Source organism: Nocardia sp. NPDC058519 (assembly GCF_042719755.1).
Classification (GTDB): domain Bacteria; phylum Actinomycetota; class Actinomycetes; order Mycobacteriales; family Mycobacteriaceae; genus Nocardia.
This window is the reverse complement of the sequence record NZ_JBHXNK010000001.1, coordinates 333,257-349,058: the sequence shown is the minus strand read 5'-3', so window position 1 is coordinate 349,058 and position 15,802 is coordinate 333,257. Positions and strand designations below refer to the sequence as shown.

General features: G+C 68.2%; 11 protein-coding genes. 4 read left to right on the top strand and 7 right to left on the bottom strand.

The window, feature by feature from the left end; all coding sequences use genetic code 11:
- Positions 1–5: 5 nt before the first annotated feature.
- The 5 genes from ACFWPK_RS01610 to ACFWPK_RS01590 all read right to left on the bottom strand — a co-directional run bounded on the left by ACFWPK_RS01610 (position 6) and on the right by ACFWPK_RS01590 (position 7,900).
- Entirely contained in the window at positions 6–857 is an 852-nt protein-coding gene (locus ACFWPK_RS01610; protein WP_378912583.1) for a 3-hydroxybutyryl-CoA dehydrogenase, read from the bottom strand.
- A gap of 167 nt (positions 858–1,024) precedes the next feature.
- Positions 1,025–2,518, bottom strand: coding sequence for an APC family permease (locus ACFWPK_RS01605; protein ID WP_378912582.1), 1,494 nt, complete (start codon positions 2,516–2,518; stop codon positions 1,025–1,027).
- Positions 2,518–3,597: a Glu/Leu/Phe/Val dehydrogenase dimerization domain-containing protein gene (locus ACFWPK_RS01600; protein WP_378912580.1), complete on the bottom strand. Its 1,080-nt coding sequence runs from the start codon at positions 3,595–3,597 to the stop codon at positions 2,518–2,520. The genes ACFWPK_RS01605 and ACFWPK_RS01600 overlap by 1 nt, the downstream gene beginning before the upstream one ends.
- 187 nt (positions 3,598–3,784) lie before the next feature.
- A complete protein-coding gene (locus ACFWPK_RS01595; RefSeq protein WP_378912579.1) occupies positions 3,785–7,258 on the bottom strand; it encodes an indolepyruvate ferredoxin oxidoreductase family protein in 3,474 nt (1,157 codons plus the stop codon).
- Between the two features lie 156 nt (positions 7,259–7,414).
- Complete coding sequence (locus ACFWPK_RS01590; protein ID WP_378912578.1) at positions 7,415–7,900, bottom strand: Lrp/AsnC family transcriptional regulator; 486 nt, start codon at positions 7,898–7,900, stop codon at positions 7,415–7,417.
- A 115-nt stretch (positions 7,901–8,015) separates the two neighbouring features.
- Here ACFWPK_RS01590 and ACFWPK_RS01585 point away from each other — a divergent pair, with 115 nt between their 5' ends.
- Entirely contained in the window at positions 8,016–9,341 is a 1,326-nt protein-coding gene (locus ACFWPK_RS01585; protein ID WP_378912577.1) for an MFS transporter, read from the top strand.
- On the opposite strand, the gene ACFWPK_RS01580 is transcribed toward ACFWPK_RS01585, so the two are convergent.
- A complete protein-coding gene (locus ACFWPK_RS01580; protein WP_378912575.1) occupies positions 9,322–10,509 on the bottom strand; it encodes a PucR family transcriptional regulator in 1,188 nt (395 codons plus the stop codon). The two genes, ACFWPK_RS01585 and ACFWPK_RS01580, sit on opposite strands and share 20 nt — an antisense overlap.
- A 280-nt stretch (positions 10,510–10,789) precedes the next feature.
- On the opposite strand from ACFWPK_RS01580, the gene ACFWPK_RS01575 reads away from it, so the two are divergent.
- The 3 genes from ACFWPK_RS01575 (at position 10,790) to ACFWPK_RS01565 (ending at position 14,864) form a co-directional block, all read left to right on the top strand.
- Positions 10,790–12,505: an aldehyde dehydrogenase family protein gene (locus ACFWPK_RS01575; RefSeq protein ID WP_378912573.1), complete on the top strand. Its 1,716-nt coding sequence runs from the start codon at positions 10,790–10,792 to the stop codon at positions 12,503–12,505.
- Positions 12,506–12,528: 23 nt separating this feature from the next.
- A complete protein-coding gene (locus tag ACFWPK_RS01570; RefSeq protein WP_378912572.1) occupies positions 12,529–14,103 on the top strand; it encodes a GMC family oxidoreductase in 1,575 nt (524 codons plus the stop codon).
- Positions 14,104–14,429: 326 nt separating this feature from the next.
- The gene (locus ACFWPK_RS01565) at positions 14,430–14,864 is read left to right on the top strand and encodes an ester cyclase (protein WP_378912571.1); all 435 of its coding nucleotides are present in this window, start codon (positions 14,430–14,432) and stop codon (positions 14,862–14,864) included.
- Positions 14,865–14,920: 56 nt separating this feature from the next.
- Here the strand turns inward: ACFWPK_RS01565 and ACFWPK_RS01560 are convergent, their stop codons facing one another.
- Complete coding sequence (locus tag ACFWPK_RS01560) at positions 14,921–15,736, bottom strand: alpha/beta fold hydrolase (protein WP_378912570.1); 816 nt, start codon at positions 15,734–15,736, stop codon at positions 14,921–14,923.
- Positions 15,737–15,802 lie beyond the last annotated feature (66 nt).

The following is a 15,802-nucleotide window of genomic DNA, read 5'->3' as shown; positions in this document are numbered from 1 at the left end:
GAGCATCACTTCGCGTAGTCGTAGAACCCACGCCCGGTCTTGCGGCCCAGCCGGCCCGCGTCGACCATCCGGCGCAGCAGCGCGGGCGGGGCGAGGTGCGGCTCGGCGAACTCCGCGTACAACGACTCCGACGCCGCGAGGGCGATGTCGAGGCCGACGGTGTCGAGCAGCGTCAGCGGGCCCATCGGGTAGCCGCAGCCGCCCTTCATCGCCGCGTCGATGTCCTCGGCGGTGGCGTAGCCCGACTCGAGCATCCGGATCGCGGAACAGAGGTAGGGGATGAGCAGCGCGTTGACGATGAACCCGGAGCGGTCACCGGCCTGCACGGCCATCTTGCCGAGGGTGTTCTTCACATAGTCGGTGACGGCCACGGCCGCCTCCGGCGCGGTCACCAGGGTCGAGATGATCTCGACCAGCGGCATCACCGGGACAGGGTTGAAGAAGTGCACGCCGACGACCCGCTCGGGCCGCTCGGTCGCCCCGGCCACCTTGATCACGGGGATCGAGGAGGTGTTGGTGGCGAGGATGCCCTCGGGCTTGACGATCTTGTCCAGCTTGCCGAAGATCTCGTACTTCAGCGCCTCGATCTCCGGCGCGGCCTCGATCACCAGGTCGCGATCGGCGAACTCGTCCATGTCCAGGGTGACGCGCACCCGCGCGAGCACCGCGTCGGCGTCGTCCTGGGTGATCTTGCCCTTGGCGACGCCACGGGCGATCGAGGTGGCGATCCGGTTCTGGGCCGCCTCCGCGAACTCCGGCTTGGTCTCCAGCACGAGCACCGAGCTGCCCGCCTTGGCGCACACCTCCGCGATCCCCGCGCCCATCGTGCCGCCACCGATTACACCGATCAACTCCACTGCCGTACTCCCAACATCGCATTGCCCTGGTTGTCCAGGGGATTATTTCACCTGACCTGGCACTGAGTGCCACAGGCTGTGAAAAGTGACTGCTCGCGGGGGTCGGACGCCGACTGGGCCGTCACCTGCTCGCTGGTCGAGCAGGTGACGGCCCAGTGGGTTTCGGGCTAGCGGACCGGTGTCAACTCCGGTTGCTCGGGTTGTGGTCGTTCCCGACCGAGGATCGAGTGTCTGCGGCCGTACGCGAAGTAGACGATGACACCGAGGGCCATCCAGATCACGAAGCGCAGCCAGGTCTCGATCGAGAGGTTGACCATCAGCCACAGGCAGGCCAGTGCGCCGAGGACGGGAACCACCGGCACGAACGGGACGCGGAAGCCACGCGGCAGCTCCGGACGGGTCCGGCGCAGCACCAGCACCCCGATCGACACCATCACGAAGGCGACCAGCGTGCCGATATTGACCATTTCCTCCAGCGTGCCGAAATCGACGAAGCCGGCCAGCAGGGCGCACACCACACCGACGAGCACGGTCAGCCGAACCGGCGTGCCCTTCTTGCCGGTCTTGGCCAGGCCGCGGGGCAGCAGCCCGTCGCGGGCCATGGCGAACAGCACCCGGGTCTGGCCGAGGAACATCACCATCACCACGGTCGAGAGCCCGGCCAGCGCGCCGATGGCGATGATGTTCTTCACCCAGGTCGCGCCGTGGATGGCGAAGGCGGTGGCGAGCGTGGCGTTGCCGTCGGCGAGTTCGGTGTAGGACACCATGCCGGTGAGGACCACCGAGACCGCGATGTAGAGCACCGTCACGATCGCCAGTGAGGCCAGGATGCCGCGCGGGACGTCGCGCTGCGGGTTGCGCGTCTCCTCGGCGGTGGTGGCGACCACGTCGAAGCCGATGAAGGCGAAGAACACCAGGCTGGCCGCGGCGAGCAGGCCGTACCAGCCGTAGCTGGTGCCACCGGATCCGGTGAGGAAGGCGAACAGCGACTGGTGCATCCCCTCGGCCTTCTCCGACGGTTGCGCGGGCGGAATGTAGGGCGTGAGGTTCGACGGCTTGAAGTAGGTGGCGCCGACCACCAGCACCAGGGCGATCACGCCCAGTTTGATCGCGACGGCGATGGCCGAGACCCGCGACGACAACTTGGTCCCGGTAGCGAGCAGCACGCCGACCACCGCGATGATCAGCACCGCGCCCCAGTCGAACTTCACCGACCCTAGGTGGACCACCGGCGCCGACGATCCGAGCACTTCGCCCAGGTATTGCGACCAGCCCTTGGCAACCACCGCCACCGCGAGCGCGAACTCCAGGATCAGATCCCAGCCGATGATCCAGGCGATCACCTCACCGAAGGTGGCGTAGGCGAAGGTGTAGGCGCTGCCCGCCACCGGCACGGTCGAGGCGAACTCCGCGTAGCACAGGGCCGTGAGCCCGCACGCGATCGCGGCGAAGACGAAGGCCAGCGAGACCGCCGGTCCCGCCACCGTGCCCGCGGTGCGCGCGGTGAGGGTGAAGATGCCGGCGCCGATCACCACCGCGACACCGAAGATCGTCAGGTCTTTGGCCGTCAGATCCTTGCGGAGCTTGGCATCGGGATCATCGGTGTCGCGGATCGACTGTTCGACGGACTTGGTGCGGAACAGGCCGCTCTTGTTCATCATCAGAGCGACCTCGGAATGGCATCGAGACGGCGCTCGGCGAACCGGTTGGCGGCGGCACCGGTGCCGATCCCCTCGGTGATGGCGTCGGCGATGATCTCCCGGCAGCGCGGGTAGATGTCGGCGACCTCTGCTTCGACCTCGGCAGGCGCGGCGGCGCGCAGTTCACCGGCCACCTGGATGAGGCCACCGGCATTGGCGACGAAATCGGGCACCCAGGTGATGCCACGGTCGGTGAGCGCCTGCTCGACCTCGGGTGTCGCGAGCTGGTTGTTGGCCGCGCCGCAGATCAGCTTCGCCTCGATGGTGGCGACGCCGGCCGCGGTGAGCGTGGCGCCCATGGCGCACGGGGCGTAGACGTCGACCGGCGCGGTGGACACTGCCGACAGCAGCCGCACGGCGGGCAGTTCGTCGGCGATCCGCCGCAGCGCCGCCTCGTCGACATCGGTCACACAGACCTCGGCGCCGTCGGCGAGCAGCAGGGCGGTGAGTTCGCGGCCGACCTTGCCGACGCCCTCCACGCCCACCGTTCGACCGGCCAGTGTCGGTGCGCCCCAGGCGAATTCGGCACCGGCCCGCATCGCGTGGAACACACCGAGCGCGGTCAGCCGAGCACTGTCACCGCTGCCGCCCGCGCCGACACTGCGCCCGGTGACATGGCTGGTGTGCCTGCCGATCACATCCAGATCGTCGGTGTTGGTGCCCACGTCACCGGCGGTGATGTAGCGCCCGCCCAGGGTTTCGACGAAACGCGCGTAGGCGGCGAGCAATTCCTCGCTCTTGTGGACGGCCGGATCACCGATGATCACGGCTTTGCCGCCACCGAGGTCCACCCCCGCCGCCGCGGCCTTGTAGGTCATGCCCCATGACAGGCGCAGCACGTCCTGGAGTGCCGCGGATTCGTCGGCGTACGGGAAGAAGCGGGTACCGCCGAGGGCGGGGCCGAGCGCGGTCGAGTGGATGGCGATGATCGCCTTCAGCCCGGACCTGTCGTCCTCGCAGAACACCACTTGCTCGTGGGCGCGGGCGCTCAACTCGTGCGATCGGCCGAAGACTCCTGCCTCGGTGTGCACAACGGTCACTGTCGATTTCCTTTCCGGTTGCCGCGGACCAGGGTTGTGCCCTGGGGTGCGGGGTAGTGGTGCCGCGGGTCAGCGGCGGTTCAGTTGTGCCGCTGGTGCGGCGACGTGGTGGTGCCACGGGGCGCGGCGATGTGCTCAGCCGCGGGAGTCGCGGCGGAGTGTCCGGTGTCGTGCGGCGGTGTGCCGGTCAGGACTCGATGCCGAGCTCGCGTAGCCCGGCGCGGTACAGCTCGACGTTGCCGAGTTTGATGTCCTCGTAGCCGCGCACCACATCGGTCAGTGCGGCTGCCGCCGTGGCTGTTTCGTAGTTGTCTGTGGTCAGATCGTCGGCCAGTCGGCGCACGAGTTCGGTGTAGTGGACCACCAGTTCCCGCTCGACCTTGCGGACGTGGGCGTAGCCGAAGGGGTCGAGCTTGGTGCCGCGCAGGAACTTGCCTTTGGCCAGCACCTTCAGCGCCACATGCGATTTCGGACGGAGCCCGATCTTCTTGTCGCGGCCCAGCGCGCGCAACATCGGCGGGTGCAACTTGTAGGTGAGCTTCTCACCGCCGGGCACCTGGGCTTGCACGTCGGCGAGGAAGTCCGGGTCCACGAGTAGCCGGGCCACTTCGTACTCGTCCTTGTAGGCCGTGAACTTGAACAGCCCGCGCGCGACCGCCTCGCTGAAATCGGTCCGCTCGGTGACAGAACGCTCTGCCGCCCACACGGATTCGACCGTCTCGATGTAGCGGTGTGCCACCTTCGCGTTCTGGTAGCCGATCAGCTGAGCCGCTCGCAGTTCCACGAGCCGCCGCACCTCGCCCTCGAAGCTGGTGTGCGCCAGCAACTCCGCGGGTGCCACCGGCTGCGCGCGCTGTGGCCGCCCCGTATCGACCGCCGCGGCGAACGCGGCCGGATCGGCGACGGCGACTCGCCCCCACCGGAACGCCGCGATGGTGGCGTTCACCGCGACACCGTTGATCCCGATGGCCTCCTCGATCGCTGCGACGGGCAGTCGCAGTCCGCCGGTCTGCACGGCCGCGCCCACGATCAGGAAGTTGGCCGCCGCCGTGTTCCCGAACAGCGTGAGCGCCGCCGCGAGCGCGTCGAAGTGACTGATCGAATTCGTCACCGTGGCGAGCCGATCCAGCAGCGTGTCCGTCTCGGGGTAGGCCACCGACTTGTCGAAGACCATGTCGCCGGTCGGGGTCTGGCTCGTCGATGCCACGGCCAGGGTGCTCGCCGCATCGCCGTACTGGAGGTAGCGCGGATCGGTCGCGGTGAGCAGGTCGACGGCGAGCAAGCAGTCCGCGCTCCCCGGGGTGAGTCGGTTGGCGGGCTCCAATTCCGTTGCGGAGAACCGCAAGTGGGACAGCACCGGACCGGCCTTCTGGCTCAGGCCGATCTGGTCCAGGCTCTCCACCTCGTACCCGGCGCGCAGGGCCGCGGTGGCCAGCACCTGGTTCACTGTCACGATGCCGGTACCGCCGATCCCGGCGATCAGCACGTTCTGGGTGCGCTGCGGTGCGTCCACGCCCGGGTCGGCCACGGCGGGCGGCTCAACGGTCTTGCGCGGCTCGGTCTTTCCCTTGTCCGGGACCACCTCCACCGTCACGAACGAGGGGCAGTCGCCGTCCAAGCAGCTGTAGTCGGTATTGCACGAAGTCTGATCGATGCGGGTCTTGCGCCCGAACTCGGTCTCGACCGGCTGCACCGACAGGCAATTCGACTTGGCGCCGCAATCACCGCAGCCCTCACAGACGGCCTCGTTGATCACCACCCGCGTGTTTCGGGTCGGCAGCGTCCCGCGCTTGCGCTGCCTGCGGGCGTCGGCGGCGCAGTGCTGGTCGTAGATCAGTACCGTGACGCCCTCGACCTCGCGCAGCAGTTTCTGCGCCTCGTCGAGCCGGTCACGATGCCACAGCAGAGTGCCCTTGGCCAGTGCGCGCTTGGTGTGGCGTTTCGGTTCGTCGGCGCAGATGATGATCTGCTTCACGCCTTCGGTGGTGAGCTTGTGGGTCAGCTGCGCGACGGTGAGTCCGCCCTCCACGTCCTGGGCGCCGGTCATCGCGACGACCTCGTTCCAGAGCAGCTTGTAGGTGATGTTCACTCCGGCTGCGACACAGGCCTGGATCGCCAGCTGCCCGGAATGGAAGAAGGTGCCGTCGCCGATGTTCTGGAACAGGTGCGGCACGTCGGTGAACGGCGCCTGCCCGATCCACTGGCTGCCCTCACCGCCCATCTGGGTCAGCCCGGTGACCGCGCTGTCGGTGCGCCCGGACATGGTGACCAGCGTGTGGCACCCGATGCCACCGCCACCGATCGAGCCGTCGGGCAGCGCGGTGGAGCGGTTGTGCGGGCAGCCGCTGCAGAAGTAGGGCGTGCGCTTGGCGGAGAGAACTTCCAGCGGAAGTGCGGGCGGCGCAGCTCGTTTCAGCTCCACCCGGCCGCGCAGTACCCGGCGCAGTGGCGCCAGCAGTCGCCCTGCGGTGAGTTCGCCGTCGACCGGCATCAGTCGCGCGCCGCGTTCGTCCTGCTTGCCGAGCACGCGCGGCGCGTCCGGGGTGCCGTAGAGGATCTCGCGGACCTGGGTTTCGATGAACGCGGTCTTGTCCTCGACGACGATCAGCTGCTCGAGCCCGCGCGCGAACTCGGTGAGTGCGGTCGCGCCGAGCGGATACGGCATTCCGATGCGCAGCAAGCGGATTCCGGCCTGATGCATGGTCGCCTCGTCGACACCGAGGTCGAGCAGAGCCTGCCGGACCGCGTCGAAGGTGGTGCCCGTGGCCGCGATCCCCACCTTCGCCTCGGCCGGGTCCACCTCGATCACGTCGAGGGCATTGGCCGCGCCGTAGGCCTGCACCGTCGCCCAGCGGGGCCCGTACAGGTCCGCCTCGGCGAGCACGCTGTCGGTCGGCGCCGCCATCGGCCGCTGCCGGTAGACGAAAGGCTTTCCCTCCCATTGCACTTCGGGAACGGTCAGGGCGAGATCCGCGACCGCGGCGTCGACCGTCCACGCCCCGTCGGCGACATCGGCGACGATCTTCAACGCCACCACGCAACCCGAGGCCCGCGACATCGCGATGCCCTGCATGCCGAGGGTGATGATCTCCTCGGCATTGCGCGGGAACAGCACCGGCACACCCATGGCGGCCAGGGAACGTTCGCTCACCGCGGGCACCGTCGACGACTTCGAGGCCGGATCGTCGCCCACCAGCAGCAGCACACCGCCGCGCGGGTTCACACCGTACATATTGGCGTGCCGGACGGCGTCGGTCGCGCGGTCGACGCCCGGGCCCTTGCCGTACCAGACACCGACCACACCGTCGTGGGTCGACTGTCCGGCGGGCAGGTCGGCCTGGCTGCCCCAGACCGAGGTGGCGGCCAGCTCCTCGTTGAATCCGGGGACGAAGGTGATGTCGTGCTCGGTGAGCACCTCCGGCATGCCGAGCAGCATCTTGTCCACCCCGCCCAGCGGGCTGCCCTGGTAGCCGGAGACGAACGTCGCGACGCGGCGACCGGCACGGATATCGCGCACGTGCTGTTCCACCAGCAGCCGGGCGATGGCCTGGACCCCGGTCAGCAGCACCGGGCCCGCGCCGGAGCGGTAGCGATCGGCGAGGTCGTAGGGAGCGGCCGGGTCGGCCAGCGGTCGGGCGGTGGAACAGACGACGCTGGTCATGGTCACCTCACTGCGCGAAGGAATGTGCTCTCGGTGCAGCGAAATGTGCCGGGCATGGTGATCTGTGTCAACAGTCGGCCGAAAAGTTGATCAGACTGCTCAAAAGTGACCTACGCCACTGAGTAGATTGCGTCAATCTGCTCGAGATGTGGAGATCTAGGTCACATCGGGCGCATTCGTCAGATGCTCGACCAGCGGCAGGCTCCGGTACCCGATCGGGGTGGCCAGCGCGAGCATCGTCTCGGTGTGTTTCACGCCGTCGATGGCGTGCACCCGCTGGATGATCTCCAGCAGGTCCTGCTGGGATCGCGCGGCGATGCGGACCAGCAGATCGGCGCGGCCGGTGGTGGCGTGCACCTCGAGCACGTGCGGGAACCCACGCAGCGTCTCGATGATCGGATCCATCTTGTTCTGATCGAGTTCGATGCCGAGGAACGCGTGCACCGCGAACCCGATCGCCTGCACATCGATATCGGGCGGATAACCCCGCACGGCGCCCGAGGACTCGAGCCGCCGCATCCGCGCCTGCACGGTATTGCGGGCGACCCCGAGCCGCTGCGCCAGCTCGAGAATCGGCCGCCGCGGGTCACTGGCCAGTTCGGCCAGCAACGCGGCATCGAGCGCATCGAACTTGATGGTCATGGCCGCATTCTCACATGGCTCCCGCTCAGTGGCTGCGGGCATTGCCGACGGTGCTGTCGCGCTGGGAATCTCGGCGGGTTCCGCGATGCGACCGTGAAGGAGCGACTCCTTGAGTATGCCAGCACCCGAGAGTACGAATCCCGTTGTCCCGCAGGGCATCGACGCAAGCCTACGGCGGCGCGCGGCGTTGTCGAGTCTGCTGGGGACGACGATCGAGTACTACGATTTCATTCTCTACGGGACGATGGCCGCGGTGGTGTTCGGGCCGCTGTTCTTCCCCGGATCCGATCCGGCGCTGAGCACCATCGCGTCGTTCGGCACCCTGGCCGCCGGCTACGTCGCCCGCCCGCTCGGCGGGGTGATCTTCGGTCATTTCGGCGATCGGCTCGGCCGCAAATCGATGCTGATGATCACGATGGTCATGATGGGCACCTCGAGCGCGCTGATCGGCCTGCTGCCCACCTATCACACGATCGGTGCGGCCGCGCCGGTGCTGCTGGTGCTGCTGCGGGTGGTGCAGGGCATCGCTGTCGGTGGCGAATGGGGCGGTGCCGCGCTCATGGTGGTCGAGCACGCGGAGGCGGGCAGTCGCGGTCGCTGGGCGGGAATCATGCAGTTGGGCACGCCTTTCGGGTTCCTGCTGTCGACGGCCGCCGTCGCCGTGGTGACCCAGCTGCCCGAGTCCGAGTTCACGACGTGGGGCTGGCGGGTGCCGTTCCTGTTGAGCGCGGCCCTGCTGGTGCTCGGCCTGTATGTGCGGCGGCGGGTGGCGGAGAGTCCGGTGTTCGAGGCCGCGCAGGATCGTCGTCCGTCGACCCCCGCGCTGGAGGTGCTGCGGCAGCCACGACCGGTCGCTCTCGCCGTGATCGCCGGGATCGCGCCGTTCGCGCTGACCGCCCTGACGAGTTCGCACATCATCGTCTACGCCACCGGAATCGGTTACGCGGTAGGCGATGTCATGCGGTGTCTGCTGTTCGTGGTCGGGGTCTCGATCGTCGCCATTCCCTTGTGCGCGGCGCTGTCGGACCGACTGGGCAGGCGTCGGGTGATGATGGCGGGCGCGGTCGGGGCGATCCTGTTCGCGTTCCCGCTCTATGCCCTGATCAACACCCACTCGCTGTGGATCATGACGGCCGCCCTGATGTTCGCCCAGCTGCTGCAGAATGCGATGTACGCGCCGTTGACACCGCTGCTGTCGGAAATGTTCCCCACCCGGATCAGATACAGCGGAGTGTCCATCGCGTACCAGAGCGCGGCCCTGATCGGCGCGGGCTTCACCCCGATGATCGCCGCGAGCCTGCTGGCGACCTTCGACGGCTCGAGTGTGCCGCTGAGCGTCATCGTCGCCGGGACCGCAGCCCTTGCCCTCGGCGCGCTCGCCCTCACCGCGGAGACGAAGGGCCGCGATCTGCATCCGGCCGCTACGGCCCCAGGAGTGTGACTGCTTGCAGCGCGAGGTGCAGCTCCGCCGAATGCACCGGGTCGGCGGTGTCGCGTCCGGTGAGGTCGCGAATCTTGCGCAGGCGATAGCGCACCGTATTGCGGTGACAATGCAGCTGCTCGGCGGCCGCGGCGGTCGACCCGCGGCATCGGTACCACGCGTCGAGCGCGGCGATCAGATCGTCTCGCTCGGGCGCGCGCAGCCGGAGCACGGGCCCGAGGATCTGGGTGGTGGCAAGCCGACTGGCCTCGGGCACGGTGACGAGCAGGTGGGCGACGGGCTCGCTGCCGAACCGGACGACGGTGTGCGCGCCAGGGCGCGCGCTGCGAGCGGCGAGGCGGGCTTCGGTCAGCGCGCCGGGGATGGCGGTCGGGCTGGTGAAGACGGCGCTGAGACCGATCCGTCCGTCGACGAGCTCGGCCAGCGCCGCGGCCGCACGCTCGACCGCCGCCGCTGTCGTCGAGGACAGCAACCCGGTGTGGGAGTCGATCTGTGAATCCCACACCGACCCGGCGCCGAGATCTCGCAACGCGCCGATCAGGCGGCCGGGGAGGGTGGCGCCGGGGTCGGTGGTCTCGATCGCCACGACAGCGAACGTGCCGTTCTCGGATAGGCCCAACGTGCGCATCGCGCTCAGCGTGTGGGCGGGATTGTCGGAGTGATCGTCGAAAAGCGTACGGATCAAACGGCTCTGGGCCTGCGCATCGACGTGCGCGAGCATGATCTCGGTCTCGCGATAGGCCTCGACCGCCGCGTCGGAGAAGGTGTCGATGAGTTCCCACAGGTCGGTGGCGAGATCGTGCAGCCGTGGGTCGCCCGGACCGGCGGATCGGGCGGTGAGTTCCTCCCAGGTCAATCGGCCACCGAGCCGGTAGGCGTGCAGCAGCGCGGCGATCGGGACCCCGCGCTCGGCCTTGAGCCGACCGACCGCGCGCGCCGAGTGCAGCCGCGTCGGCCCGATTCCGGCCAGGGCGCTGATGATCGCGGTGAGGTTCGCCAGGCACGCCTGCTGGAGTTCCTCGGCCGTCAGCAGTCCCGGATCGGCATAGGAACGGTCCGCGCCCGCGATGCGATGAACGAGTTCCTCGGCCATCGTCTCGACCGAGTCGAGCAGGAGCCCGGCCAGCCCGAGGGGCGGTGCGTCGGTGGTCGGCGGTGGTGCGGTCACCCCTACAGGCTAGGGGATCCGACGTGATCGACGCCACCTCGATGTTGTGCACGAGCACACCGTGCCTCCTGGTGACTGTGGTCGATATCCGGTATCGATGACCGGATCATCCGAGAACCGGCATGAGCCACGTCACGTCGCTGTTGTGCTCGAGCACAATCGGGAGGGGGGTCGATCCGCAACGGGCGCACATGGTGCCCGCCTGGTCGGCCGCGACAGAATCGAGTCATCTCGTCCGCCGCGCGCCGCGGACCGTCCCAAGAGTCGTGGAGGATCGCAAGTGGTCACCAAGAAGGCAGAGCCCGCCCGTGCCGCGGTTGATGTGGCGTTGTCCGAGCTCGCCGAAGGCGAGAAGAAGTGGGCGGCCACCTCGTTGTCCGGCAGGCGTGCGCTGCTGGACCGGGTGCGCGAGCTCACCGGGCGGCACGCTCAGGAGTGGGTCGACGCGGCCGTCGGCATCAAGGGTCTCGCGGCGTCCTCGCCGTTGGTCGGTGAGGAGTGGATCTCGGGACCGTATGTGATGGCCGCAGGGCTCGGCGCGCTGTCGAAGACGCTCGATGTCCTGGCACGCGGCGAGAGCCCGCTCGACAAGGCCACTTTCGGCATCGCGGGCGACCGGGTCACCGTGGATGTCCTGCCCGCGAGCCCGTTCGACGCGTTGCTGCTCAACGGGTTCAGCGCGCAGGTGTGGTTGCAGCGGGGCGTCAGCAGTGCCGCCGCGAAGGCGAATGCCGGTCTGGCCCAATTGGATCCGAGCCGCACGCAGGGGATCGGCGCGGTACTCGGCGCGGGCAACATCACCTCGATCGCGCCGCTGGACGTGCTCTACGAGCTGATAGCGCACAATCGGGTCGTCGCGCTCAAACTCAACCCGATCACCGATCCGATGCTGCCTGTGTTCGCCGCGATCCTGGCCCCGCTGATCGAGCTCGGCGCGGTGCGGCTGCTGACCGGTGGCGCCGAGGTGGGCGGTTACCTGATCGAACACGACCTCGTCGACCACGTGCACATGACCGGCAGCGCGCGCACCCACGACGCGATCGTCTGGGGCACCGGACCTGAAGCGGACGAGCGGAAATCGGCGGGCACGCCGAAGCTGACCAAGCCGGTCACCAGCGAGCTCGGCGGCGTGTCACCGACGATCGTGCTGCCGGGTGACTGGAGCGCGGCCGACATCGCTTTCCAAGCCGAGCATGTGGCAACCCAGCGTCTGCACAACGGCGGCTACAACTGTGTCGCCGCCCAGGCGCTGATCATCTCGGCCGACTGGGCGCAGAAGGATCAATTCCTCGCCGCGGTGCGCGACGCGCTCGCGAAGGCACCGGCTCGCCGCGCGTACTACCCGGGCAGTGACGATCGTGTCGCGCGGGCCGGTGAGTCCTATCCCCGAGCAGAGCGGCTCGGACCGGGTGGTGGCCGGCTGCTGGTGACCGGGGTCGCGCCGTCCCCGGCCGAGCCGCTGCTGGCCGAGGAGTACTTCGCGCCGGTGCTCGGCGTGGTCGAATTGCCGGGAACCCGAGCGGAATTCACCCACTTGGCGGCTCGAACCGCGAACGAGGCGTTCGTCGGAACACTCGGCGTCAACATCATCGCCGCGCCTGCCACGATCTCCGAGCTCGGTGCGGCATTCGACGAGCTGATCGAGGACCTGCGCTACGGCACGGTCGCGATCAACGCGTGGACCGGCGTCGGTTACCTGACGCCGACCGCGTCCTGGGGTGCTTTCCCCGGTCACACCATCGACGACGTGCAGAGCGGCATCGGCGTGGTGCACAACGCCTGGCTGATCGACCGGGTGGAGCGCACCGTCGTGCGTGGCCCGTTCCGCCCGGCGCCGCGGTCGCTGTTGCGCGGCGAGTTCGCGATCTCGCCGAAGCCGCCGTGGTTCGTCGGCAACAAGACCGCCGCGAGCACCGGCAGGTTGCTCGCCGAATTCGGCGCCGACCCGGGCTGGCTTCGCCTGCCCCAGATCTTCGCTTCCGCCCTGCGCGGCTGAGCCCTACTCCCCGGGAGAATCAGATGAACAACACCATCGCCGATTACGTCGTCGTCGGCACCGGATCCTCGGGCGCGGTGCTCGCCGCACGGCTCACTGAGCGCTCTGCCACGAGCGTTATCGCCCTGGAAGCCGGATCCGAGGACAAGAATCAGGCCGTCCACATTCCGGCGGCCTTCTCGAAGCTGTTCCAGACCGAGCTCGACTGGAACTACCTGACCACCCCACAGGCCGAACTCGGTGACCGCCAGATCTTCTGGCCGCGCGGCAAGATGCTCGGTGGGTCGTCGTCGATGAACGCGATGATGTGGGTCCGCGGCTTCGCGGCCGACTACGACGAATGGGCGCGTCTCGCCGGGCCGGGCTGGTCGTTCGCGAACGTGGTCGAGTACTTCCGGCGCATCGAGTCCGTCGAGGACGCCGCCGAACCCGACGAGGGCCGTTCCGGACCGCTCCGGATCTCGCACCAGCGCAGCGCTCGCCGCTGGACCGACGACTTCCTCGCCGCGGCCGAACACGCCGGTTTCAAGCGGGAGCGCGCGAATCTGCCGCAGCCCGAAGGCTTCACGCACACCATGGTGTGCCAGAAGCGCGGCGCCAGGTGGAGCACCGCGGACGCCTATCTGAAGCCCGCGCGCAAGCGTTCGAATCTGACCGTGCTCACCGGTGCGCAGGCGACTCGGATCCTGTTCGAAGGCACCAGGGCAGTCGGTGTCGAATACCGCAAGGACGGCACCACCCAGATCGTGCGCGCCCGCAAGGAGGTGGTGCTGTGCGGTGGGGCGATCAACAGCCCGCAGTTGCTGCAGCTGTCCGGCATCGGTGACCGGGAAGAGCTTCGCCGCCACGGCATTCCGGTCGTGCACCACCTGCCCGAGGTCGGCCGCAACCTCACCGATCACCTGATCTCGCTGCTCGGTTTCGAGGTCGACTCCGACACGCTGTTCGCCGCGGAGAAGCCGTTGGAGCTGCTCAACTACCTCGCGCGGCGCCAGGGCATGCTCACGTCCAATGTGGGTGAGGCGTACGGCTTCGTGCGCAGCAGGCCCGAACTCGAACTACCGGATCTCGAGATCATCTTCGGGCCTGCCCCGTTCTACGACGAGGGGATCGGCATCGCGCCCGGTCACGGCATCGCCATCGGCCCGATCCTGCTCCAGCCGCGCAGCCGCGGCACGGTGACCCTCGCCTCCGCCGACCCGATGGCCAAGGCGCTGGTCGATCCCCGGTACCTGTCCGACGCCGACGGCGCCGACCGTGCCGCGCTGCTCGCCGGACTGCGCATCGCCCACCGCATCGTCACCGCCGAGCCGCTCGGCTCCCGAATCGGCCGATTCCTGCAGCCGAAACGGGAACAGCCGACGGTCGAGGAAACCCTCGCGGACGCCCTCACCTGGCACTCCCACACCCTCTACCACCCGACCGGCACCTGCCGGATGGGCACCGACGCCGCCGGTGTCGTCACCCCCGACCTGAAGGTCCGCGGCCTCGACGGCCTGCGCGTGGCCGACGCCTCGGTGATGCCGACCATCATCCGCGGCCACACCCACGCCCCGGCGGTGGTCATCGGCGAGAAGGCAGCCGACCTCCTCCGCTGAACACTCGTCGCCCGCGCGGTTCCTCGGTGTGTCCGGCTGCGCTTTCTCGCTGTCGCCCCTTACCTTGCTTGCGAAAAAGGCGCACAATTATTTGCGTATACCGGCTTCAAGGTTTGCGACCGGCGGGCAGCTGAATGCGTGCCGGGCAACATTCGGGCGGGCATCCTCCGTGATGGCAGCGTCCTCATATCGGGTTGTGGCGACTGGATTCACCGTCGGCAGCGCGGCCGCGTCACACCATGCCGAACGCCGGGCGCGGCGAATCCTGACTGTAGCGACTACGAGCCTCTTCGCCGGTTCGGCGTAACTACTGGATAGGAAACGCCATGTCAGAGCAGAACAAGGCTTCAGCGAAGCGCGTCTTCGACGCGTGGAACGCGCGAGACCTCGATGCATTCGACGAGCTGATCGCCGACGACTCCATCAACCACGATCCGCAGAACCCGTTCGCGGAGATCCACGGCCCCGACGGCCTCAAGCGGCTCGTGCAGATGTATCTCACGGCTTTCCCGGATCAACGGTTCCTGATCAACGAACAGATCGCTGAAGGCGACTTCGTCACGACCCGATGGACGGGAACAGGAACCAATGACGGCGAGATGATGGGAATGCCCGCCACCGGCAAATCGGCAGTTGTTCAGGGAATTACCATCAATCGCTTCCGGGACGGCAAGATCATCGAGAGCTGGGCATCCTGGGACACCCTCGGGATGATGCAGCAACTCGGCGTAGTCCCGTCGGCGCACTCGGCGGCGAACTGACTCGTCACGTGGCCGGCTGTCCGCGATGACCACGCAGCGGGCGCCGAGTTCGATCTTCACCGCGGCTCGCGGGCGATCTCGGCGACCACGCGGACAGCCTCGGCGACAGTTCGGAAGTCCTTGCGCAGGATGCTGCCGTGGTTGCTGGCGACCTTGGCGTGGATCTCGATGTTCGGGTTGCGTTCGACCACCTTGTGCAGGCTGGCGCGGATGCGTTCCTGCTCGTCGCCCTTGCTGCCGAACGAGGCCCCCGAAGCGTTCACATAGCGGGTCGGGACGCTGATGTTGTCCATGACCGGGCCAAGCGCACGCTCGCGGGCGATCTCGCCTGCCTCGATGTTGCTATCGGCCATCTGTTCGGCGGTCATGCGCGGAGCCATCCCGATCGGGCGCAGTAGCGGCATCACCCAGCTCATCCGCCGCCACAGTTTGCGCATGCCCTCGATGTCGATCTCGTCGATCCAGTCGTGCGGCTGCGCGCCCTCGACCAGCACCGCGCCCACGGTCCGTTCGGGGTTGCGACTGGCCCGGTGCGCCGCGACGAAGGCACCGTAGGACCAGCCGATCACCAACGCCCGCCGCACATCTCGGGCCGCGAGGACCGCGTCGACGTCGGCGACATTGGTCTCGAACGAATAGTCCGCCGAGGTCTTCGACCTGCCGCGGCCCCGCATGTCGTAGGTGATGTGGCGCCAGTCCGGCCCGAGCTCGGCGATCACCGGCCGCCAGTTCCGCTGGCTGGCGACGTGGCCGTTGACATAGAGCACCGGGATGCCGGGTCCACCGGTGTCGGTCACGGCCAGCGCCGTGTCATCGACCGGCACCGTTCCGGTCCAGGTCGAATCGGTCGAGGCACTGCTGTTGTTCCGCATCTGTTTCTCCTGGTCTTGCTGGGTGAATCTCTCTTTCCTGACACTGGAAACGCTACGTAGCTTTCC